General features: G+C 72.7%; 21 protein-coding genes and 1 pseudogene. 12 read left to right on the top strand and 10 right to left on the bottom strand.

Features of this window, described 5'->3' with window-relative positions:
• Positions 1-37: 37 nt before the first annotated feature.
• Positions 38-1,801: a putative bifunctional diguanylate cyclase/phosphodiesterase gene (locus tag CRP29_RS14865; protein WP_097195837.1), complete on the top strand. Its 1,764-nt coding sequence runs from the start codon at positions 38-40 to the stop codon at positions 1,799-1,801.
• A gap of 127 nt (positions 1,802-1,928) precedes the next feature.
• On the opposite strand, the gene CRP29_RS14870 is transcribed toward CRP29_RS14865, so the two are convergent.
• The 3 genes from CRP29_RS14870 to CRP29_RS14885 all read right to left on the bottom strand — a co-directional run bounded on the left by CRP29_RS14870 (position 1,929) and on the right by CRP29_RS14885 (position 4,853).
• The gene (locus CRP29_RS14870) at positions 1,929-3,356 is read right to left on the bottom strand and encodes a hypothetical protein (protein ID WP_176522984.1); all 1,428 of its coding nucleotides are present in this window, start codon (positions 3,354-3,356) and stop codon (positions 1,929-1,931) included.
• Between the two features lie 131 nt (positions 3,357-3,487).
• On the bottom strand, positions 3,488-4,018 hold the full coding sequence (locus tag CRP29_RS14875; protein WP_141437145.1) for a GIY-YIG nuclease family protein: 531 nt from the start codon (positions 4,016-4,018) through the stop codon (positions 3,488-3,490).
• Between the two features lie 193 nt (positions 4,019-4,211).
• The gene (locus tag CRP29_RS14885; protein ID WP_097195840.1) at positions 4,212-4,853 is read right to left on the bottom strand and encodes an endonuclease/exonuclease/phosphatase family protein; all 642 of its coding nucleotides are present in this window, start codon (positions 4,851-4,853) and stop codon (positions 4,212-4,214) included.
• A gap of 129 nt (positions 4,854-4,982) precedes the next feature.
• On the opposite strand from CRP29_RS14885, the gene CRP29_RS14890 reads away from it, so the two are divergent.
• The 6 genes from CRP29_RS14890 (at position 4,983) to fmdA (ending at position 10,484) form a co-directional block, all read left to right on the top strand.
• Positions 4,983-6,077 carry a hypothetical protein gene (locus tag CRP29_RS14890; protein WP_097195841.1) on the top strand — a complete coding sequence of 365 codons (1,095 nt, stop codon included), beginning with the start codon at positions 4,983-4,985 and terminating at the stop codon, positions 6,075-6,077.
• A gap of 170 nt (positions 6,078-6,247) precedes the next feature.
• The gene (locus tag CRP29_RS14895) at positions 6,248-7,081 is read left to right on the top strand and encodes a hypothetical protein (RefSeq protein ID WP_097195842.1); all 834 of its coding nucleotides are present in this window, start codon (positions 6,248-6,250) and stop codon (positions 7,079-7,081) included.
• A gap of 174 nt (positions 7,082-7,255) precedes the next feature.
• Positions 7,256-7,879: an antibiotic biosynthesis monooxygenase family protein gene (locus CRP29_RS14900; RefSeq protein ID WP_097195843.1), complete on the top strand. Its 624-nt coding sequence runs from the start codon at positions 7,256-7,258 to the stop codon at positions 7,877-7,879.
• 217 nt (positions 7,880-8,096) lie between these two features.
• Positions 8,097-8,381 carry an FmdB family zinc ribbon protein gene (locus CRP29_RS14905; protein ID WP_097195844.1) on the top strand — a complete coding sequence of 95 codons (285 nt, stop codon included), beginning with the start codon at positions 8,097-8,099 and terminating at the stop codon, positions 8,379-8,381.
• Between the two features lie 68 nt (positions 8,382-8,449).
• The gene (locus CRP29_RS14910; protein ID WP_097195845.1) at positions 8,450-9,151 is read left to right on the top strand and encodes an AmiS/UreI family transporter; all 702 of its coding nucleotides are present in this window, start codon (positions 8,450-8,452) and stop codon (positions 9,149-9,151) included.
• 79 nt (positions 9,152-9,230) lie between these two features.
• Positions 9,231-10,484: a formamidase gene (fmdA, locus tag CRP29_RS14915; RefSeq protein WP_097195846.1), complete on the top strand. Its 1,254-nt coding sequence runs from the start codon at positions 9,231-9,233 to the stop codon at positions 10,482-10,484.
• Positions 10,485-10,532: 48 nt separating this feature from the next.
• Here fmdA and CRP29_RS14920 read toward each other — a convergent pair whose 3' ends face one another.
• From CRP29_RS14920 to CRP29_RS14935, 4 genes are all read right to left on the bottom strand, one after another.
• On the bottom strand, positions 10,533-11,063 hold the full coding sequence (locus tag CRP29_RS14920; RefSeq protein ID WP_097195847.1) for an NUDIX hydrolase family protein: 531 nt from the start codon (positions 11,061-11,063) through the stop codon (positions 10,533-10,535).
• A gap of 65 nt (positions 11,064-11,128) precedes the next feature.
• Positions 11,129-11,539, bottom strand: coding sequence for a hypothetical protein (locus tag CRP29_RS14925; RefSeq protein ID WP_097195848.1), 411 nt, complete (start codon positions 11,537-11,539; stop codon positions 11,129-11,131).
• A 99-nt stretch (positions 11,540-11,638) separates the two neighbouring features.
• Positions 11,639-11,869 (bottom strand): hypothetical protein, encoded by a 231-nt coding sequence (locus CRP29_RS14930; RefSeq protein WP_097195849.1) that lies wholly within the window; start codon positions 11,867-11,869, stop codon positions 11,639-11,641.
• A gap of 56 nt (positions 11,870-11,925) precedes the next feature.
• Positions 11,926-13,356 (bottom strand): DUF4407 domain-containing protein, encoded by a 1,431-nt coding sequence (locus CRP29_RS14935; RefSeq protein WP_097195850.1) that lies wholly within the window; start codon positions 13,354-13,356, stop codon positions 11,926-11,928.
• Between the two features lie 255 nt (positions 13,357-13,611).
• Here CRP29_RS14935 and CRP29_RS14940 point away from each other — a divergent pair, with 255 nt between their 5' ends.
• The gene (locus CRP29_RS14940) at positions 13,612-14,355 is read left to right on the top strand and encodes a hypothetical protein (protein WP_245852832.1); all 744 of its coding nucleotides are present in this window, start codon (positions 13,612-13,614) and stop codon (positions 14,353-14,355) included.
• Between the two features lie 74 nt (positions 14,356-14,429).
• Entirely contained in the window at positions 14,430-14,822 is a 393-nt protein-coding gene (locus CRP29_RS14945) for a hypothetical protein (protein ID WP_141437146.1), read from the top strand.
• Between the two features lie 19 nt (positions 14,823-14,841).
• Here the strand turns inward: CRP29_RS14945 and CRP29_RS14950 are convergent, their stop codons facing one another.
• Positions 14,842-15,420 (bottom strand): TIGR03086 family metal-binding protein, encoded by a 579-nt coding sequence (locus tag CRP29_RS14950; RefSeq protein ID WP_097195853.1) that lies wholly within the window; start codon positions 15,418-15,420, stop codon positions 14,842-14,844.
• A 39-nt stretch (positions 15,421-15,459) separates the two neighbouring features.
• Entirely contained in the window at positions 15,460-15,669 is a 210-nt protein-coding gene (locus CRP29_RS14955) for a hypothetical protein (RefSeq protein ID WP_097195854.1), read from the bottom strand.
• Positions 15,670-15,717: 48 nt separating this feature from the next.
• On the opposite strand from CRP29_RS14955, the gene CRP29_RS14960 reads away from it, so the two are divergent.
• From CRP29_RS14960 to CRP29_RS23595, 3 genes and pseudogenes are all read left to right on the top strand, one after another.
• Positions 15,718-16,137 (top strand): DUF1810 domain-containing protein, encoded by a 420-nt coding sequence (locus CRP29_RS14960; protein ID WP_097196012.1) that lies wholly within the window; start codon positions 15,718-15,720, stop codon positions 16,135-16,137.
• A gap of 185 nt (positions 16,138-16,322) precedes the next feature.
• Positions 16,323-17,096 (top strand): annotated as a pseudogene (locus CRP29_RS23590) (primary-amine oxidase); the annotation flags it as partial.
• 91 nt (positions 17,097-17,187) lie between these two features.
• Positions 17,188-18,336, top strand: coding sequence for a copper amine oxidase (locus CRP29_RS23595; RefSeq protein ID WP_281256808.1), 1,149 nt, complete (start codon positions 17,188-17,190; stop codon positions 18,334-18,336).
• Between the two features lie 76 nt (positions 18,337-18,412).
• Here CRP29_RS23595 and CRP29_RS14970 read toward each other — a convergent pair whose 3' ends face one another.
• Positions 18,413-19,807 (bottom strand): amidase, encoded by a 1,395-nt coding sequence (locus CRP29_RS14970; RefSeq protein WP_097195855.1) that lies wholly within the window; start codon positions 19,805-19,807, stop codon positions 18,413-18,415.
• Positions 19,808-19,818 lie beyond the last annotated feature (11 nt).

Raw genomic sequence — 19,818 nt, forward strand, 5'->3', positions numbered from 1 at the left:
GTTCAATCCGCCGCTCCACTGAGACGATGCAGTTCCCATGAAGTGGTCCGGCGTCCCCGAGGTGGCGACCGCGCGCGTGATGACGCAGGCGCTCGGCACCCTGTACGTCTTCGGCGGCAGCGCCACCCTGCTGGCCGTCGTCGGCGCCGACAACACCTGGTCCGACCGGGCGCCGGTGGCCGCGCTCGCGCTGTCCGCGCTGATCGCCGGCGCCGTCGTCTTCCGGTTCGGCGCCCGGTGGCCGCGGCCCGCCTTCCACGTCGCTGTCCTGCAGGCGACGATCGTCGTCGTCGCCGGGATCGTGCTCGCCGCCGATGCGCCGACGGCCGTGGCCATCGGCGCCCTGACCAGCTTTCTCGCGATCGCCGCGTGCTTCTTCTTCAGCCTGCCGCTCGCCGTCGTCCACACGTCCTTCGCACTGGTCGGCCTCACCGGCGGCCTCATGGCGCAGGGCGACGTCGCGCTGCCCACCGCCCTGTCGCTCGACGCGATGGTCATCGGCCTGAGCGTCGTCACCCGCGGCCTCGTGCTGCGCGCCTCCAGCGCCAACCGGGACCCGCTGACCCGCCTGACCAACCGGCGCGGCTTCGACCAGGCGCTGCACGAGCTCATGCGCGCCGTCGCCCGCACCGGCGAGCCGATGTCCGCGGCGCTGCTGGACCTCGACCACTTCAAGGCCATCAACGACAGCCAGGGCCACGACGCCGGCGACCGCGTGCTGCGCCAGGTCGCCAAGGTGTGGGGCCGCGCCCTCCCGGCGACGGCGGTGCTCGCCCGCCACGGCGGCGACGAGTTCGCCCTCCTGCTGCCCGGAACCCCCGGCCCGGCGGCGCTGGAGATCGTCACGCGGATCCGCGGCATGCACCCGGAGATCGGGATGTCCTGCGGCGTCGCCGAGCACGAGCAGGGCGAGAGCGCCGCGCAGCTGATGCGGCGTGCCGACCTGGCGCTCTACACGGCCAAGGCCGCCGGCCGCGGGCGCTGCGAGCTCGGCGCCGGTCGCGTCGCCTCGGACCTGGTCGCGGACCTCACCGCCGCCCTGGACGCCGGTGACATCACCGTGCACTTCCAGCCGATCGTCGACCTGCTCGCGGACGCCGTCGTCGGCGTCGAGGCGCTGGCCCGCTGGACGCACCCGGAGCGCGGCCCGATCCGGCCGGACGAGTTCATCGCCGTCGCCGAGCAGCACGGGCTGATGCCCCGCCTCGGCGAGCAGGTGTTCCGCTCCGCCTGCAGCCAGCTCGCCGAGCTGCACGCCACCACCGGCCGCCGCATGCGGCTCGGGGTCAACGTCTCCGGCCGCGAGCTGTCCGACCCCACCTACCCGCAGCGGATCCGGACCGTCCTCGCGGAGACCGGCTGGCGCGCGCAGGAGACCGTCCTCGAGGTGACCGAGAGCCTCGTGGAGGCGGAGTCCTCCACCGCGGTCGCCGCGCTGCACGAGCTGCGCGCCCTCGGCTTCGGCGTCGCCATCGACGACTTCGGTACCGGCTACTCCTCCCTCAGCCGCCTGGACACCCTGCCCTCGGCGATCCTGAAGCTCGACTCCTCCTTCATCGCGACCGTCGCCAGCTCGGAGCGCCGGGCCACGATGCTGCGCAGCATCGTCGGCATGGCCCACGTCCTCGGTCTGGACGTCGTCGCCGAGGGTGTAGAGACGGCGGAGCAGGACGCCCTGCTCCGCAGCATCGGCTGCCGGTTCGGCCAGGGCTACCTCTACGGCCGGCCCGCACCCCTGGCGGACGTCGCCCCGCTGTTCGAGCGCCGCTCCGAGGAGCGCACCCCCGCCCTGCGCGGCTGAGCGACGCAGCACGAGTCGGCCCGACCCGCCATCGCTGTCACTCACCGCGCGAAGGCGCGCTCCAGCACAACGACTTCCGCGTCTTCAGCCCCTACAACGATCTCCCGCGCACTCGCCGGACCCGAGCTCATGGGAGCGACGTTTCGGACACCGCTGCCGACTCGTCCTCGGGGTCGTCCGCCTCGCCCTGAGAGTCGTCCGCGTCGTCCGCGTCATCGACTGGCTCGGCACCGTCCTGGGAGGACAGCGCCGTGCTCGCCAGTGCGGGACGTGTCGGCTCCGGAAGCTCTGCCACCTCCCGCATCTTTGGCGGAGTGGCAGTCCACGCCTTCAAGTGCTGCAGCACCTCTCCGTAGAACGTGTCGATAGCGTCGAGGACAGAGTCGATCGCCGCGCCGCGCCCTCGACCCCGCTTGGACCCCAGCGGGCTGGTGAGAGCGATGCGGAACGCGCGCAGTTCCTTCTTCGGATCCTGGATGAGCAGGTTGGGATCTTCGCGGACGACCTTCAGCAGGTCGGCGGCACCGGGTCCGCGGGTGTGCATGGCGAATGCCTCGACCCGAACCGACTCCGGCGCAGCCTTCAGTTGCCGAAGGAGCCAGTTGACCCGAGTGGTCGAACGACCCTCGCGCGGCGCATCCACGTCGACGTGAAGCGCGACGCGACCGGCGCGCAGATCGAGCTCGATAGTGAGCGGCGCGACGGCATTAGGAATACGGATTGCCCCGCTCAGCCGACCTTCTCTGACCAGCCCGTCGACCAGGGCCGCGGTGCGCAGCCCCGGATCAGCTGATTCCCTGCGACTCACGACGGGCACGACCTCGGTCCCGAGCGTGCGACCGAGACGCAATGAGGCGTAGCGCAGGAGGGCGTCGAATCGGGCAGCCACATCCGCGACACCCTTGTCCGCCGCACGAAGTGTCCCCGCGCTCACCGCATCGCGAACTGCGACCCACGACTGCCCCATGTCCTCGAACTCAAGGGCTCCGGACCGTGGGTGCTCCAGGTAACGGATCAGCTCGCCCAGAATCCAGGCTTGGTCGGGGTCGGCCACGCCGCGGTGCTCCTTCTGGACGACCGCTTCAGCGAGAATCTGACTCCATGGCAGGTGATGCATGGCGACCTTGCGCAGCTTGCGCTTGTCGACCTTCGTAGGGTGCTGGCCGGCGGACGGCGGAATCTCGTTGCTGATGGTGATCAACGCGTCGAACCCGTTGTCCCGGGCGATGTCGAGGTAGTTCTCCAACTGTTCAGCCGCGAGTTCATTGGTGCCTGTTTTGACCTCAACCAGAGCCGTCCACGTCCGCTGGCCGCGACTCACCCGGATGAGCCCGTCCGGATAGCAGCGCTTGTCGCCCAGCATGAAAGGGACTTCGATGAAGGTCTGGATGGTGCCCGCCGGCGCCCCCAACGGCTGGGTGAGGCCACGGCCGAACTCGCGCACCGCAGTTACGACGGCGAGAAGGGCGGACGTGGCGCGCCGCTCCTGCTCGTCAGCGCCATTGATCCCCGAGGTCGGGATGAGTCGCGCCTCGTGCCAAGTCTCTTCAGCCATTACCGCACAAGTCCTTCGTTCGCCGCACTCCGTGATCGCGCAGGGTATCGAGTCGAGCCATTTTCGCTGGGATCTCGGCCGTATCTGGCCCCTGTGCCCCCACTGCGCAACTCGCCTCCCACAGGAAGCTGTTAGCGGGCTGCCTCGCGCCAGCGTCGTCGTGCCTCACGGACGTGTTGGTACAACGGGTGCGACGAATTTGCCGATTGGTTCAGCGGCGGCGCCAGCTTCCCGATGACCTCAGCCTCGACCGTCCAGGGCTGTTCGTGCACCACCCAGCTCAAAGCGAGGTGCTCCTGCATCCAGGCGTTGAGCCGCAACTCGTCGTCGGGGACGAGCAGCGGACGGTCGGTGAACGTGCTGCGCCAGCCCTCCCCCTCGTGCAGCAGCGAGGCGAGCGACCGGCGCAGGGTCGACTGCCCCGTCGTTCCGCGGATGTGGTTGCCCACCACTCTGCTACGCAACGTCGCCCCGGAGGACGGACCGCTCCTGGCGAGCCCGACGTACAGGAGTTCGTGCTCGCCGTCCGGGTGGCGTGGGCCGGCGACGCCCGGCAGAGCACCCGGGCGCGACCACCAGGCGTAGAGGCCCGGTTCGGCCGGCACCAGCTCCCGGGCTCGGTCGACGGTGACGAGGTCGACGCGCAGCTCGACCACCGTCACGCCTCCTGCGACGTAGCCGCAGCGCGCACCGCGTCCGCCGGCCCCTCGTAGAGCACCGGCCGCACCGTGTTGGTGCGCAGGTCCGACAACGCCCATGCCCAGAAGTTCCGCACGGACGCCGACGTCCCTGTGATCGGCTCGTCTCCCGTCAGCAGTCGGGTCGGAGGCGGCAGGAGCGGACCGGCATCCGCGCTCACAGCGCGCCCCTCTCGACGTCGACGACGTACCCGTCGTGGTCGCTGAGTCCTGAGGCGTCGAGCCGCTCGGTGCGAGCAACGGCCCACGAGCCCGGGACGGCGACGTGGTCGATGCTCAGCAGTCCCTCGATCCGGTGCGGCAGCGACGCGGTCGGCACCTGGAGTCCCAACTCATCGACTGCGCCGAGCAGGTGTTTTCGACCGCCCTTCGTCCCGGCGTATTCGCGCCCGGAGAGCGCATGGTTCCAGTCGCCGCCCCACACGAGCTCCCGACGAGGCAGCGCGGCCAGCAGCATCGCCAGGGCGTGCCGGGTCCGCCCCGCATGCAGGTTCCGTGGTGGCTCCGCGCCCGGCCAGGTCGGCTCTCCCCCGCTGCTGCGCCACGGCAGGATCGTCGAGCAGTACGTCACGCCGTCGACGACCGCCGCAGCGCTCGCGACGTGCGGGTCGGACAGGGGTGTCAGCGGCACCCGGCTGAGCACGGCCGCCCAGTGACGCCGGGGCGCCATCAACTCGCTGCCCCGGTGCATGGCATACCCGGGCAGCTCGACGTCCAGGTTCACCTCGGTCAGCAGCCAGACGTCGCAGTCCCCGTCCAGCAAGAGGTCTCGCCAGCCCGGTGCGAGCCGACCCGCCATGTTCCACGTCCCGATGCGCACAGAGCGAGACTCACACGGAGCGCTACCAAACAGCGGGAAGCCCCGCTGACGTCGGGCCGCCGCGCGAGCTCCGGAGCTGCCGGGAGGGCGCACTAGCCTTTCCCGATCATGGCGAAGAGCAGGAAGAAGCAGCGCCGCAGCGCCGGTCAGCGGCCGCCGACCCCCGAGGACGAGCTCCTGGAGGCACTGGCCGACGCGCTCGAGAGCCCCACACCCGGTCCGCTCCTCGCCATCGCCGGGACGCTGCTCAGCGCCACCGTTGGCGAAGTCGCCCCGCCCGTGACCGAACTGGTCGCCGGCCTCGACGACTTCGACCGACCCGAGACCGCGGCAGCGCTGCTGGCCATCGCCACCCTGACCGGCGACGTCGAGCTGCGCAGCCGGCTGCGGCGCGAGATCGGTGCCGCCGGCCAGGTGCTCCCCCGCTGGCTCGCCGACCTGGACCGCACCGAGCCGGGCGACCGGGCGGTCCAGATCAGCAGCGTGTACGGCGAGGTCGACCACCTGCTGGTGAGCGCCACCGTGCCCGGCAGCCACCCGCTGACCGCCGTCGTCCGCGTGGACAACGAGCTGGGCGGCTACGCCACCGACGGGTTCCTCGTCGAGCAACCACTGGACGCCGTCGTCCCGCAGATCCTCGAGAACGCCGGCCCGGACGCCGCCGCTCACGACCTCCCGACCGTCGACGCCCGGGCGCGCATCGAGGTCGCGCTGCGCGACCTCCCCGGGGCCGGGCGCGAGGAGGACTGGACCGAGCAGCGTGCGCTGATCGCGTGGCTGGCGGGCCTGCTGCCCCCGGGCGGCGAGGTCCCGGACTCCGAGCTGTCCGACGACGAACTGGCCGGGATCGCCCAGGACTTCCTGGGCAGCGCCGTCGGCACCGCGTGGTCCACAGCCGACCTCCGGCCCCTGCTGGACGACGTCCTCGCCTCCGCCAGCGGCAACGGCCGCGGCGATCCGCTGATCTGGAGCCCGCACAACGTGCAGCGCCTGCTCGACCCCGAGCTCTGGTTCCTGGACGCCGAGACGCCCTCCCTGGAGCGGGCTCCGGAGCTGCTGCGCGATCTGATCCGCTACGGGCACGCCGAGCGCGGCCTGCGGCCCGAGCTCACGCGCATCGCACTGGCCGCCGTCGACTCAGCCGCGACCGCATTCGTGGCCGCCGTGCGCAGGCTCGCGGAGGACGACGCCGACCCGGAGTAGGGGTTTCCGGCGCACGGCTGAGGTGCGTCCCGGCCAAAGGTGCGAAACTGGGGTCAGTCAACCGCCGGCGAGACGCCTCCACGCCCCGCCGAACGGTCGATGCGCTCCCGCCAACCAGGAGCGCTGAGGGCCCCCGCGGGACTCGTCACCCACCGAACGAACGGAAACCCTTGGCTCTCATCGCCTGTCCGAAGTGCAACAGCGAGGACATCACCGGCACCGCTCAGCCGGACAGCACGCTGCTGATCCACTGCGCCGACTGCGGTCACGAGTGGCTGCGCGGCGAGGCCCGCCGCGACCCCGGCCGGCCGGCCGTGCAGACGATCGACTCCCTGCACTCCACCTTCCCGACCGCGGCCTCGGTCCGGCCCGACGTCCGCGAGCGGGTCGAACTCCTCAAGGCCGAGTTCCAGCTCGACCGGCCGGAGACCGACCCCGACGTCGCCGCCTTCCGGGAGCGCTACCAGGCGCTCTTCACCGCCGAGGGCCTCGGCGAGGCGACCCCCGAGCAGCTGCTGCACTTCGCCACCTCCCCCACCCTCGCGAACGCCGGCAACATGTCCGGCCTCAACCGCGCGTGGAAGACCCAGGGCGAGGCGACGGCGGCGCAGAAGGTGCGCGAGTCGATCGAGTACCTCCTGCACGGCCCCGCGACCCTGCGCATCGAGGACCGGCTCACCCAGCTGATCGACGGCAAGAAGATCGGCCTGCCCTCGTTCAACAAGGAGCCCCTGCTCACCAAGGTGCTCTGCGTCGTCGAGCCGGAGCGGTTCCTCCCGGTGCTCAAGTACACGGCGCCGACCGACGGCAAGAAGGAGATCGCCAAGCTGGTCTTCGACCTCGACCTGCCGGCCGCTGAGAAGGTCGCCTGGACGATCGGGCGCGTGGCGATCTGGAGCAACGACCTGCTGCGCTCGCTCGTCGGCAACGACATCCCCGACCTGCACGAGGCCGTCGCGTTCCTCGCCTGGGCGAAGACCCGCCCGGCGCTGTCCCGCTCCTGACCTGACCCGCTCCTGATCTCCCCGCGAGCCCCGCACCACCGACGGTGGTGCGGGGCTCGCGCGCGTCCGGGGACCGGTGACCTTCGACCGTTGACGGCGCCCGGGAACGGAGCAGCATGGCCGGTGCGGCGACGCCGCAGGGGCGCCGCTCCTGTCCCCCAGGAAGGGGGCGTCATGTACGCCCGAACCACGACCGTCATGGCCGACCCGAAGCGCATGCACGAGGGCGTCGCCGACGTCCGCGACAACGTCATGCCCGCCGTCGCCGAACTGGACGGCTACACCGGCCTGTCGATGCTCGTCGACCGCGACTCCGGCCGCTGCATCGTCACGACCGGCTGGGAGACCGAGGAGGCGATCTCCGCCAGCCGCGACCGGGTGGTGCAGATGCGGGAACGTGCCACGGAGCGGTTCGGTGCCCGCGACACCGAGGTACAGGAGTGGGAGATCGCCGTCATGCACCGGCTGCACGCCGCGGGCGACGAGTCCTGCGCCCGCGTCCTCTGGAGCCGCATCGACCCGGCCCGGACCGAGGAGACGCTGGACGCCTTCCGCAGCCAGATCATCCCGGCCATGGACGACCTACCGGGCTTCTGCAGCCTGAGCCTGCTCATCGACCGCGAGACCGGCACGGGCTCGCTGACCACCGTCTACGCCGACCGTGCCGCCATGGACGCGACCCGGGACCAGATCTCGACCATGCGCGACGCCTTCACCACGCAGCTGGGCGTCATGATCACCGACGAGGCCGAGTTCGACGTCGTCGTGCACAGCCTCCGGGTGCCCGAGCTGGTCTGAGGCGGGCGGGCGGCCGGCCTCGCTCCCGGCCGCCCGACGCCCCGGCACCGGCGCAGCACACCGGGTGAGGACGCGCCAGACCCCGGCCGGGGCGGTGCGCACACCCACCGCATGATCACCGAGCCCCTTGACCGGCCCTCCGGCGCGCGAGCACGGTGGTCGTCCGCCCGCACACCGCGGGCGGACGGCAGCGGGGGACGCGCCGACGAGGACGCTCATGGCCACCTACGTGTACCGGTGTGACACCCACGGCGCCACGGAGCGCTCGCTCCCGATCGGCACCGCCCGCCCGACGACGGAGTGCACCGCCTGCGGGGCGACCGCGGTCCGCGTCTTCACCGCCCCCCGGCTGTCGCTCGGCGACGCCACCCGCCGCGCGCTCATCGACCGGACCGAGCGCACCGCGGACCAGCCCGACGTCGTCTCCTCCCCCGGCCCCCGGCCGAGCCGCCGCGTGCCCGTGAGCGCCAACCCCGCGCTGCGCCGGCTGCCGCGGCCCTGAGGCACGGCTCCACCACCACCGCCAGCGCACGGGGATCGTCAGCACGAACCATCGAGGAAGGGGTTCCCATGGCCAGCGTGGGACTGCTGTACGTCGGAGCCGTACTGATTCTCAACGGCCTGATGCTGCTCGGATTCGTCGACGCCCGGGCGGCCGCGCCGCTGAACTTCTTCGTCGGCGGCCTGCAGGTGATCACCCCGACCTACCTGATCTTCACCGCCGACGGCGATGCGAACACCATCCTCGCCGCCTCCGGTCTGTACCTGTTCGGCTTCACCTACCTGTACGTCGGCTTCAACCTGCTCGCCGGCCTCGACGGCACCGGGCTGGGCTGGTTCTCCGCGTTCGTCGCCGGCTGCGCCCTGGTCTACGCCGGGCTCAACTTCGGCCGCCTCGACGACGCCGCCTTCGGTGTCATCTGGCTCTACTGGGCGGTGCTGTGGGCGCTGTTCTTCGTCGTCCTGGGCCTCAAGCGCGAGGAGTGGACCCGGTTCACCGGCCTGGTGGCCGTCGTCGCCGGCGTCTTCTCCGGCGCCGTCCCCGCGTTCATGCTGCTCACCGAGGTGTGGGACGACTACCTCACCGAGTCGGCGATCGTCCTCGCGATCGTCTTCCTGGCCTCGCTGGCGCTCGCCCCCCGGCTGCGTGGCCCCCAGGCGCCCGCGGCCGAGCCCGCCCCCGAGCTGCGGGAGGGTGCCGCCCCGCCGTCGCACCGTGCGGACGTCCCCACCGCACGTCCGGGCACGACCACCACCGGCGAGAGGAGGTGACCGGCCCGCTGTCCGCAGTCCGCCGTCCCCACGCGCTGCACCGCGGTGGTGCAGCCACTCCTGACCCTGGAGGCACGCCGTGCCGAAAGTCGTGTACCCGCTCGACTCGTCCAAGAAGTTCACCGACCAGAAGTACGTCGGCCACAACCGGTGGCACCCGGACGTCCCGGCGAACGTCACCGTCCGCCCGGGTGACACCTTCCGGGTCGACTGCCGGGAGTGGTTCGACGGCGCCATCCACAACGATGACTCCGCCGACGACGTCCGGGACGCCCCGCTGTCGACCGTCCACGTCCTCAGCGGCCCCTTCGCCGTCGAGGGCGCGCAGCCCGGCGACCTGCTGATCGTCGACATCGTCGACGTGGGCCCCATCCCCCAGGAGGACTCCGGGCCGCTCGCCGGTCAGGGCTGGGGCTACACCGGCATCTTCGCCACGCAGAACGGCGGCGGCTTCCTCACCGAGCAGTTCCCCGACGCCTACAAGGTGATCTGGGACTTCACCGGCCAGAAGGCCACCTCACGGCACGTCCCCGGCGTCTCCTTCACCGGCATCGTGCACCCCGGGCTCATGGGCACCGCGCCGTCGGCCGACCTGCTGTCGAGGTGGAACCGCCGCGAGCAGGCGCTCATCGACACCGATCCCGACCGCGTACCGCCGCTCGCCCTGCCCCCGCTCCCCCAGGACGCCATCCTCGGCACGCTGCAGGGCGCGGACCTCGAGCGGGCGGCCGCCGAGGCAGCGCGCACCGCACCGCCCCGCGAGAACGGCGGCAACCAGGACATCAAGAACTTCACCAAGGGCAGCCGCGTCTTCTATCCCGTGTTCGTCGACGGCGCGAAGCTCTCGATGGGCGACCTGCACTTCAGCCAGGGCGACGGCGAGATCACCTTCTGCGGCGCCATCGAGATGGGCGGGTTCATCGACCTGCACGTCGACCTGATCAAGGGCGGCATGGAGACCTACGGCGTGAGCGAGAACGCCATCTTCATCCCGGGCAACGTCGATCCCCGCTACGAGCGGTGGCTGGCCTTCTCCGGCACGTCGGTCACCCTGGACGGCGAGCAGCGCTACCTGGACTCGCACCTGTCCTACCAGCGGGCCTGCCTGCACGCGATCGACTACCTGACGAAGTTCGGCTACTCCCCCGAGCAGGCCTACATGATCCTGGGGGCGGCGCCGATCGAGGGCCGGCTGTCCGGCGTCGTCGACATCCCGAACTCCTGCTCGACGGTGTACATCCCGACCGGGATCTTCGACTTCGACGTCGAGCCGTCCGCGTCGGGGCCGACCCGGATCGATCCCGGCATGGGCGTCCCGAAGTCCAGCTTCTGAGACCGGCGCAGGGCCCCGGCCGCCGGCCGGGGCCCTGCGGCCTGCCCGTCAGACGCCGAGGTGCGCCAGCGCCTGCAGCAGCAGGGTGCTCTGCCCGTTCATCAGCTCGGCGAGCACGCCCGGGTCCCGCGCCTCCAGGGGCGTGACCCAGGTCAGCTCGAGGGCGTCCTGCTGCGGCGCGCAGTCGCCCTCGACCGGAACGACGTAGGCCAGCGAGACGGCGTGCTGCCGCGGGTCGTGGAACGGCGTCACGCCGGGCGTCGGGAAGTACTCGGCCACGGTGAACGGCTGCGGCGCCGGCGGCACCCGAGGCAGCGCGAGCGGGCCGAGGTCCTTCTCCACGTGCCGGAGCAGGGCCGTGCGGATGCGCTCGTGGTACAGCACCCGCCCCGAGACCAGGGCCCGCTTGATCTGCCCGTCCTCGCCCGCGCGCAGCAGCAGGCCGACGGCGATCACGGTGCCCTGGCCGTCCACGCGCACCGGCACCACGTCGACGTAGAGGATCGGCAGCCGCTCGCGGGCGAGGTCCATGTCCTCCCGGGAGAGCCAGCCCGCGTCCGAGTTCGTCACCTCAGTCATGTGCTCTGTCTAGCTCACGCCGCGCGGCCGCACCGCGCACGGGGCGCGGCGCGTCCCCCCGCACGTCAGTTGCCGGCGTAGGCCGAGACGCCGAACGTCTGCTCGCCGTCCTCGTCCTCGTGCACCAGGACGCTGTACGCCGCGCCGTCGACGATGGCGGTGCAGGAGTCCTCGTCGCACTGGACGCTCTCCACCTCGCCGCCCTGCTCCTCGACGAAGTCGCTCACCGCGGACTCGGTGTCGGCGTTCTTCTCGTCCACCGACTCGCGGTAGAAGAACAGCGAGACCAAGGCCGCCGCGGCGGCGATGATCGCCACCGAGACGCTGATGACGAGGGTGGCGTTGCGGTCGAACCAGCCCGGCTCGGGCTCCTCGGCCGGGCCTGCGGCGCCGCCGAAGTACGGAGCGCCGGGGTCACCGGGCACCTCCTGCGTCGCCACGGGGACAGCGGTCGGCTGGCTGTGGTCGGTGCTCATCGGTGCAGGCCTCACGTCGTCGGTGCTGAAGGTTGCACCCTGTCACGGAACGACGCCGTTCCGCGAGCAGCCCCGCGGGTTCACAGCGAACCGACAGCCTCAGCGGGGTAGCCACCCGGAGGCCAGCTTGGCGTGCACGGCCTGCAGCGCGGCCAGCGGAGCGAGCCCCTCGGTTGCCTGCAGCCGGCGCACCTCGGCGAGCACGTCGTCCCAGCGGTCGGCCGGCGCGAGCTCGCGCAGCGCCGCCCGCGCCTCGGCCAGCTCGGCGGTGACGCCGGTGCGCTGAGGAGGGATCGGAGACCACCGGTGCGCGACGGGCTCGATCTCCATGGAGCGCGAACCTAGAGGTCAGCGGCTCGCGTCGGTAGTCCTTCGCGCACGGTCAGTCAGACCCGCTCGATCTCCCGGGCGTCGGGACGGACGTCGGGACGGGCGTCGGGACGGCGGCGCATCGTCCGCACCGTCCGCGAGGCGGCGGTGCGGGCCAGGCCGATGATCGGGCCGGTGTCCCAGGCGCGCCGGCCGGGCTCCTCGGACTCGGTCCGCGGCGCCGGGATCTCGCCCTCGGCGGTCGCGCGCTGCGCCACGGCGGCCGCCAGGCGCGCCCGGCGGCGGGCGAGCACCTGCTCCTTCTGCCGGTCGACGCGCTCCTTCTCCGCCATGACCAGCAGCTCCTGCACCGCCTGCTCGACCTCCACCCGGGCCGACTGCTGCAGCTGCTCGATCTCGAGGTCGCCGTCGTCGCGCAGGTCGGTGAGCCGGTCGTAGGTGCTGCGCGGCCCGACGTTGAGCAGCATCTTCATCAGCACCGGCAGCAGCTCGATCGAGATGAACAGCAGCGCGAGCATGTAGTGGGCGACGGCCATCGTGGCGTTGGACTCGCTCAGCGCGGAGAGCGCCTGCAGCCGGATGAGGATGCCGGTGTTGTCGGCGTTGGTCTCGTCGAAGGCCGCCTGGAGCGTCGTCTGCTGCTCGGTCAGCCGGGCGAGCTCGGCCCGGTCGGTCTCCAGGTTCGCGGCCGCCTGGGTCATGCTCCGCGAGGCGCCGGCCGAGACGGCGGTGAGCGCGGCGTCGAGGTCGTCCTTCGCCGAGTCGACGACGTCGCGCTGCGCGTCGGCCGCGGCCCGCGCCTGGGCGTAGGCCTCTCCCGTGCCGGCGTCGCCGGTGCCGCAGGTGCCGTCGAGCTCGCACTGCGCCCGGGCCGAGAGCTCCCGCTGGGTGGTCAGCGCCGCGTCGTAGGCCGCCTGCGCGGTGGCCACCCCGATCTGCAGGGGCGCGAGGTCGGCGGCAGCAGCGCCCCCGCTGGCGACGACGGCCTGCTCGGCGGCGACCTGCTCGCGCAGCTCGGGCAGGCCGGCGAAGCGCGCGTCACCGTCCAGGCTCTGCTTGTAGGCGTCGGAGGCCTCGGCCTGCAGCGCGACGACCTGGCTGTCGATCTCCTTGTGGAAGATCTGCAGCGTCAGCGGCGTGGAGATCACGATGCCCAGCACCAGCGCCAGGCCGACGCGGGGCACCGCCATGAGCAGGTTGCGCTTGAGCGAGGAGTCGTGCGCCATCCCGACCAGCAGCATCCGGTCGAGGTTGACGATGACGAAGCCCCAGCCGACGCCGAGGAGCAGCGCGAACGGCCACCAGACGCCCAGCGCCATGTGCACGGCGAACGCCGCGGAGAGCACCGCGAGCCCGCCGGTCGAGAGCAGCACGCCACCCAGCGCCACGAACTTCGCCCGCGCACCCGGCACCGCTTCGAGCACGTCGGCCCGGGCGCCGGACAGCACTGCCAGTCCGTCGCCGATCCGTCCACGTCGTCGCGCCATTCCGCACCTGCCCCCTCGGTGGCGGGATCGAGGAGCTCCGCCACCGGTGTGAGCTATCGGCGGGCTCCGGCGCAGAGCGGACCGCCCGGGTGGTGAGCCACGTCCCAGCCGCCCCACCCGCGCTGCCCGTGTCCTCCTCCCCGCGCCCAGATCGGCGATGTGGCGCGCTCCGGAGCGGTGAACGCCCCACAGCGCCGATGTGGTCCTCGGTGGTGCGCGGGAGAGAGGATGCTGGCGCCGACGGAGGGGGGTCTCGTGACCGCACCGCTGCACCTGCCGAGCGCCGGCCCGGCGCCGATCCCGGGCGACGCCGCGCTCGCCGCCGTCCTCGGGTACGCCCGCGGGCGGCGGCCGCTGTACTACCGCGCCCCCAACGCCCGCACCGGCCGCTGGGCGCAGGTGCCGGCGTTCGGCTACGAGCGGTTCGACGCCCGGCCCGTTCCGGACGGCCCCCTCGGCGAGGCCGACATCCTCACCGCCGAGGGGCTGCACGGCCGGCTCCGTCGCGACGCGTGGACGGCGATGGCCGCGGCGCTGCCCGCCGTGCAGACGCTGGCCGACGACGTCGTCGACCGGGCCGCCGGCCGCGCGTTCTGGGAGCTGCCGGAGGACGAGTTCTCCGTGCTCGCCGAGCCGGGCACGGTCGGCGCGCTGCTGCGGCAGGTCGCCGACCTGTGCGCCGAGCGCGAGGTGAGCCGGCAGCACGTGGTCGCGGCCCTGCACGCCCGGCATCCCGCGCTGGTCCCGCTCCTGCACGACACCACCCGCTGGCCACTGCTCCCCCACGTGCGGGAGGGCGACAGCGGCGTCGAGGCGGTGATCCACCGGGAGCTGCTGCACGCAGCAGACGCCTTCGCCGCGCTCGAGGACGCCGTCCGCGCCGAGGGGTTCGCGCTCACCCGGCTGCGGCTGCACGATCTGCTGCTGTGGCTGTCGACGACGCTGCGGTTCGCACACGCCGCGGCCGACGGCGCGACGACGGCGCACCGGGCCGACTGAGAGGCGGGGAGACGTAAGCGGAACGTCCCGCCCGCGAGACCGGCCGGAAACCCCGGGCAGCCAGGGTCGGCCGCATGACCACGCTCGCCCCACGGCCGGCAGCAGTGCTGCCCGACCGCACCGTCGCCCCGCTGCTCGGCCGCGCCGCGGCACTGCTCGCCCTCGGCTCGGCCGCGGTCCACCTGCTGCTGGTCGACGCCGGCACCCTCGGCTCGCTGGCGATGCTCGGCATGGCACTGGTCTGCCTGCCCTGCGCGTGGCACCTGTGGCGCGCCCCGACGGACAGCACCTGGGCGGCGACCGCCGGCCTGGACGCCGCGATGCTCGCCCTGCACGCGCAGATGCTCGCCCCGGCGGCCGGTCACGCGCACGCCGCTCCGCCGCCGGCGATGTGGCTGGGCCTGGGCCTGGTCGGCGCGCAGCTCCTGCTGGCGGGCGCCGCGGGGCTGGTCGCACTCCGCCGCTGAGCGCACCGGGTCGGAGCGGTCAGGGCCGCCGGCGCGGGTCGCGGCCGGTCTGCCCGAGCAGCCGGTCGAGCAGCGGCGCGTCCTCGGGCACCGGGACGACCGGGCCGTAGAGGCCGGCGCGGGCCTCCGGGTCGTCGCCGAACGACGCGGCGAACTCCAGGCACCGCTGCGCCGAGGCCTCGTCGGGCCGGTACTCCTGCCCGGTCGCGACGGCGAGGTCCCAGCCGTGCACCACGAGCTCGTCCAGCGCGACGACCGCCATGACGGCTCCGGGCATCTGCACGCCGCCCGCCTCGGCCATGCCCTCCCACGCATCGGGCTTGCGCCACGCCTGGACGAGCTCGTCGAGCCGGGCGGGCAGCCGGGTGCGCCAGTCGGCGGCCAGGTTCGCGGCGTCGGCCTGCGGAGCGCCGCCGGGCACCACCTTCTCGGCGGCCATCCGGCAGGCGAGCGTGAGGCCGAGCAGGTGGTCGAGCAGGCCCGCGACCGTCATCGGGCCGTACGGCGTCGGCCCGTCGAGCTGGGCATCGTCGACCGCCCCGGCCACCCGGCGGAGCTCGTCGGCCGCAGGGGCGAGGTCGAAGTTCGGAGTTCCCATGCAGCTAGGACCGGGCGACCGCCGGCGCCTCATCGGCCGCTAGTCGGAGAACGACACCTGCGGCCGGGCGCCGTCGTTCCGCCACCCGGTCTGCTGGCTCAGCCCGCGCACCTTGCCGGCGCGCAGGGCGGCGACGTGCTCGTCGCACAGGCGCAGCTCGACGGGGCGGATCGGCAGCTCGGCCACGCCCATCTGGGTGGCGCGGCGGGTGCAGTGCTCGGCGTCGCAGGTCCGGCCCGGATCGGTCATGGACCGAGTCTCCCCCGGAGCCGGAGCCGCGTGGCAGCCTGGCTCGGCATGAGCGATCCCTTCGACCTGCAGCGGTTCGTCGACGCCCAGGGCGACAGCTACGGCACCGCGCTCGCCGAGCTGCGCGACGGCGCCAAGCGCGGCCACTGGATGTGGTTCGTCTTCCCGCAGGTCGCCGGGCTCGGCCGCAGCGCCACGGCCCAGCACTTCGCGATCTCCGGACTGGACGAGGCGCGCGCCTACCTGGCCCACCCGGTGCTCGGCCCGCGGCTCCGGGAGTGCGCGCGGGCGCTGGTCGAGCTCGGCGCCGCGGATCCCGTCGTCGTCCTCGGGTCGGTGGACGCGCAGAAGCTGCGCTCCTCGATGACGCTGTTCGCGCACGCCGACCCCGCCGAGCCGGGGTTCCGCGCCGTCCTCGACCGGTACTTCGACGGCCGGGAGGACGACGCGACCACGAGCCGGCTCTGAGCGCGCCGCCGGTCATCCGGCGTTCACACGACCGCGCGGGCGTTCACACCGACGGAAGACGGAAGCCCGGCTCGCGGAAACACCACGCACGGACAGTGCAGGGCAGGGTGGTGCGCACCCGCATCCGCGGGGCCTCACCGCCTCCGTCCCGCTCGCCTCCCCGATGCGTCAGGAGCTCACCCCGCATGGCCGCCGACACCGCTCTGCCCGACCAGCTCGACCTGCCCGACAGCGCCGCCCGCCACCCGCTGGACCCGCTGAGCGGCCCCGAGATCGAGCGCGCCGCCGCGATCGTCCGGGTGAGCGCCTACGGCACCCCCACGCTGCGGTTCGTGATGATCTCGCTGGCCGAGCCGGCCAAGCCGGCGGACCTGGTCTTCGACGCCTCCGACGTGCCGCCGCGGCAGGCCTTCGTCGTCGCCTACGACGGCGCGGCGAAGCTCGTCTCCGAGGCGGTCGTCGACCTCGACGCCGGCGCCGTCGACTCCTGGACGCCGGTGCCCGGCCGGTTCCCCTCGTTCGTGCTGGAGCACCTGGCCGGCGTGGAGCAGCTCGTGATCGCGGACCCGCGCTGGCAGGAGGCCATGCACCGGCGTGGCGTCACCGACTTCGACCTCGTCATGGTCGACGCCTGGCCCGCCGGCTACTACGGCCCGCAGGACGCCTACGACGACTCCCCGCTGCTGTGCCGTCCGCTCACCTTCGTCCGCACGGCGCCCGGCGAGCACGGCTACGCCCGCCCGGTCGAGGGCGTCATCGTCACCGTCGACCTCGACGCCATGACGGTCCTCGACGTCGAGGACCACGGCGTCGTCCCCCTCCCCCGGTTCGCCGGCAACTACGAGGAGCGGTTCCTGTTCGCCGAGGGCAACCGCCCCGCGTTCTCCCAGTTCCGAGAAGGCCTCAAGCCGATCGACATCACCCAGCCCGAGGGCGCCAGCTTCACCGTCGACGGCCACCAGGTCAGCTGGCAGAAGTGGTCGCTGCGGGTGGGCTTCAACCCGCAGCGAAGGCCTCGTCCTGCACGAGCTGGCCTACACCGACCGCGGGGTGCGCCGGCCGGTCATGTACCGCGCCGCGCTCTCGGAGATGGTCGTCCCCTACGGCGCGACCGACCCCACCCACTGGAACAAGAACGTCTTCGACATGGGCGAGATCGGCATGGGGCTCTCGGCCAACCCGCTCACCCTCGGCTGCGACTGCCTCGGCGAGATCTTCTACTTCGACGGCGTCGTCAACGACTCCCGGGGCAACGCCGTGACCATCCCGAACGCCGTGTGCATGCACGAGGAGGACTACGGCATCGCCTGGAAGCACACCGACTTCCGCACCGGCATCGCCGAGGTCCGCCGCTCGCGACGGCTGGTCATCTCCTTCATCGCCACCGTCGGCAACTACGAGTACGGCTTCTTCTGGTACCTCTACGTCGACGGCTCCATCGAGTACGAGGTCAAGCTGACCGGCGTGCTCACCACCGGTGCCATCGCCGAGGGCGAGCAGCCGCGGCACGGAAACCTGGTGGCGCCGGGCCTCTACGGCCCCCACCACCAGCACCACTTCAACATCCGCATGGACATGTGCGTCGACGGGCCGGGCAACAGCGTCTACGAGGTCGACTCGGTCCCCGAGCCCGATCCGGCGCACAACCCGCACTCCAACGCCTGGATCACCCGCGAGACGCTGGTCGCCTCCGAGGCCGAGGGCGCGCGCGACTGGGAGTTCTCCACCGCCCGCTTCTGGAAGGTGGTCAACCCCTCGAAGGTCAACGAGCTGGGCAGCCCGGTCGGCTACAAGCTCATGCCGCGCGACGTCGTCCCCTCGATGCTGCAGCAGGGCTCGGCCATCTACGACCGGGCGCGCTTCGTGCAGCACAACCTCTGGGTGACGAGGTACGAGCCGCGGGAGCTGTACGCCGCCGGCGACTATCCCTACCAGTCCGGCGACGCCCAGGGCCTGCCCGAGTACGTCGCGGACGACGCGCCGCTGGAGAACACCGACGTCGTGCTCTGGTACACCGTCGGCGCGCACCACGTCGTCCGCCCGGAGGACTGGCCGGTGATGCCGTGCGCCTACATCGGCTTCATGCTCAAGCCGGTCGGCTTCTTCGACGGCAACCCCGCACTCGACCTGCCGCCGAGCCCCGCCCGCTGCCACTGCGCCCCCGGCGCCTGCGGCTGCGCGGGGCACGATCACTCCTGACCGCTGTGCTGTCCCTGAGGCGGACACTCCTCACGCTGAGGTGTCCGCCTCAGGGACAGCGATCCGGGCGCGGCGGTCAGCCCACCGGTGCGATGCGGCCCACCGCGTCGGACACCTGCTCGTAGGCGCGCCCGGCCCGCAGCACCGTCGCCTCGTCGAAGGGCCGGCCGGTCAGCTGCATCCCCAGCGGCAGCCCGGCGGCGTCGAACCCGACCGGCACCGAGAGCACCGGCTGGCCGGTCAGGTTGCCCGGTGAGGTGAGCCGGATCAGCGCCGAGGAGATCGCCTCGGTCACGCCGTCGGACCAGGTGACCTCGGTGGCCCCGACCGCCGGCGCCGCGAACGGCATGCCGGGCATGACCACGAGGTCGACGTCGTCGAACACCTCGGCCCGCGCCCGCTGCATGAGCGTCCGGATGCGCAGCGCCTTGATGTAGTCGGTGGCCAGCACCAGCTCGCCCACCTCCAGCGAGAGCCGGGTGTCCTCCAGGTACAGCTCGGCCTTCGCCCGCAGGTCCTTCTGGTGGTAGGCGCTCGCCTCCGGGTAGACGATCGCCCACTCGGTGGCCAGGATCTGCTCGGCGTACGGCGTGGACACCTCGCGCAGCTCGGCACCGAGGCCGGCGAGGACGTCGATCGCCGTCCGCACCGCCTGCTCGACGTCCTCGCTCACGTGCTCGAAGAAGTAGTCGCTCGGGACGCCGATCCGCAGGCCGGCGATGCCGTCGTCCAACCCGGCCGTGTGGTCCGGCACCGGGACGTCGACGCTCGCCGGATCGCGCCGGTCGTAGCCGGCGATCGCGTTCAGGACGTGCGCGCAGTCGGTCACGTTGCGGGTCAGCGGGCCGACGTGGTCCAGCGACCAGGCCAGCGAGGCGACCCCGCGCCGGGACGCCCGCCCGTAGGTCGGCTTGAGGCCGACGGTGCCGCAGAGCGTGGCCGGGATGCGGATCGACCCGGCGGTGTCCGAGCCCATGCCGACCATGCAGCTGCCCGCCGCGACCGCCGCGCCCGAGCCACCGCTGGAGCCACCCGGGATCCGGCCGGGATCCCAGGGGTTGCGGGTGGTCGGGGTGATCCCGCCGAAGGCGAACTCGTGGGTGTGCGTCTTGCCGACCATCACCATGCCCGCGCCCAGCAGCTGCTCGACCGACGCCGAGTCGGTGTCGGGCACGACGCCGGCGCGCACCGCGGAGCTCGACGTCGTCGGCACCCCGGCGGTGTCGTAGAGGTCCTTCACCCCGAGCGGGATGCCGTGCAGGGCGCCGAGGTAGCGGCCCGAGGCGATCTCCTGCTCGGCGTGCGCGGCGGCCTTGCGGGCGAGCTCGTCGGTGACGTGGGCGAACGCGCCCAGCCGCGGCTCGGTCGCCTCGATCCGGGCGAGCACCGAGTCGGTCAGCTCGACCGGCGACAGCCGGCGGGCGGAGATCTCGGTGGCGGCGGCGGACAGCGACAGCTCGAACGGTTGCATGGCGGCTCCTT

This window comes from Blastococcus aggregatus, assembly GCF_900221005.1.
In the GTDB taxonomy this organism is placed as follows: Bacteria; Actinomycetota; Actinomycetes; order Mycobacteriales; family Geodermatophilaceae; genus Blastococcus; species Blastococcus aggregatus.

Coding starts and splice junctions, on each gene's coding strand:
- CRP29_RS14865 (WP_097195837.1), top strand. CDS start 38: ATGAAGTGGTCCGGCGTCCCCGAGGTGGCGACCGCGCGCGTGATGACG.
- CRP29_RS14935 (WP_097195850.1), bottom strand. CDS start 13,356: ATGGCGCGACGACGTGGACGGATCGGCGACGGACTGGCAGTGCTGTCC.
- CRP29_RS14960 (WP_097196012.1), top strand. CDS start 15,718: ATGAGCGATCCCTTCGACCTGCAGCGGTTCGTCGACGCCCAGGGCGAC.
- CRP29_RS14945 (WP_141437146.1), top strand. CDS start 14,430: ATGACCACGCTCGCCCCACGGCCGGCAGCAGTGCTGCCCGACCGCACC.
- CRP29_RS14890 (WP_097195841.1), top strand. CDS start 4,983: ATGGCGAAGAGCAGGAAGAAGCAGCGCCGCAGCGCCGGTCAGCGGCCG.
- CRP29_RS14920 (WP_097195847.1), bottom strand. CDS start 11,063: ATGACTGAGGTGACGAACTCGGACGCGGGCTGGCTCTCCCGGGAGGAC.
- CRP29_RS14925 (WP_097195848.1), bottom strand. CDS start 11,539: ATGAGCACCGACCACAGCCAGCCGACCGCTGTCCCCGTGGCGACGCAG.
- CRP29_RS14930 (WP_097195849.1), bottom strand. CDS start 11,869: ATGGAGATCGAGCCCGTCGCGCACCGGTGGTCTCCGATCCCTCCTCAG.
- CRP29_RS14885 (WP_097195840.1), bottom strand. CDS start 4,853: ATGGCGGGTCGGCTCGCACCGGGCTGGCGAGACCTCTTGCTGGACGGG.
- CRP29_RS14970 (WP_097195855.1), bottom strand. CDS start 19,807: ATGCAACCGTTCGAGCTGTCGCTGTCCGCCGCCGCCACCGAGATCTCC.
- CRP29_RS14910 (WP_097195845.1), top strand. CDS start 8,450: ATGGCCAGCGTGGGACTGCTGTACGTCGGAGCCGTACTGATTCTCAAC.
- CRP29_RS14950 (WP_097195853.1), bottom strand. CDS start 15,420: ATGGGAACTCCGAACTTCGACCTCGCCCCTGCGGCCGACGAGCTCCGC.
- CRP29_RS14905 (WP_097195844.1), top strand. CDS start 8,097: ATGGCCACCTACGTGTACCGGTGTGACACCCACGGCGCCACGGAGCGC.
- CRP29_RS14870 (WP_176522984.1), bottom strand. CDS start 3,356: ATGGCTGAAGAGACTTGGCACGAGGCGCGACTCATCCCGACCTCGGGG.
- CRP29_RS14955 (WP_097195854.1), bottom strand. CDS start 15,669: ATGACCGATCCGGGCCGGACCTGCGACGCCGAGCACTGCACCCGCCGC.
- CRP29_RS14900 (WP_097195843.1), top strand. CDS start 7,256: ATGTACGCCCGAACCACGACCGTCATGGCCGACCCGAAGCGCATGCAC.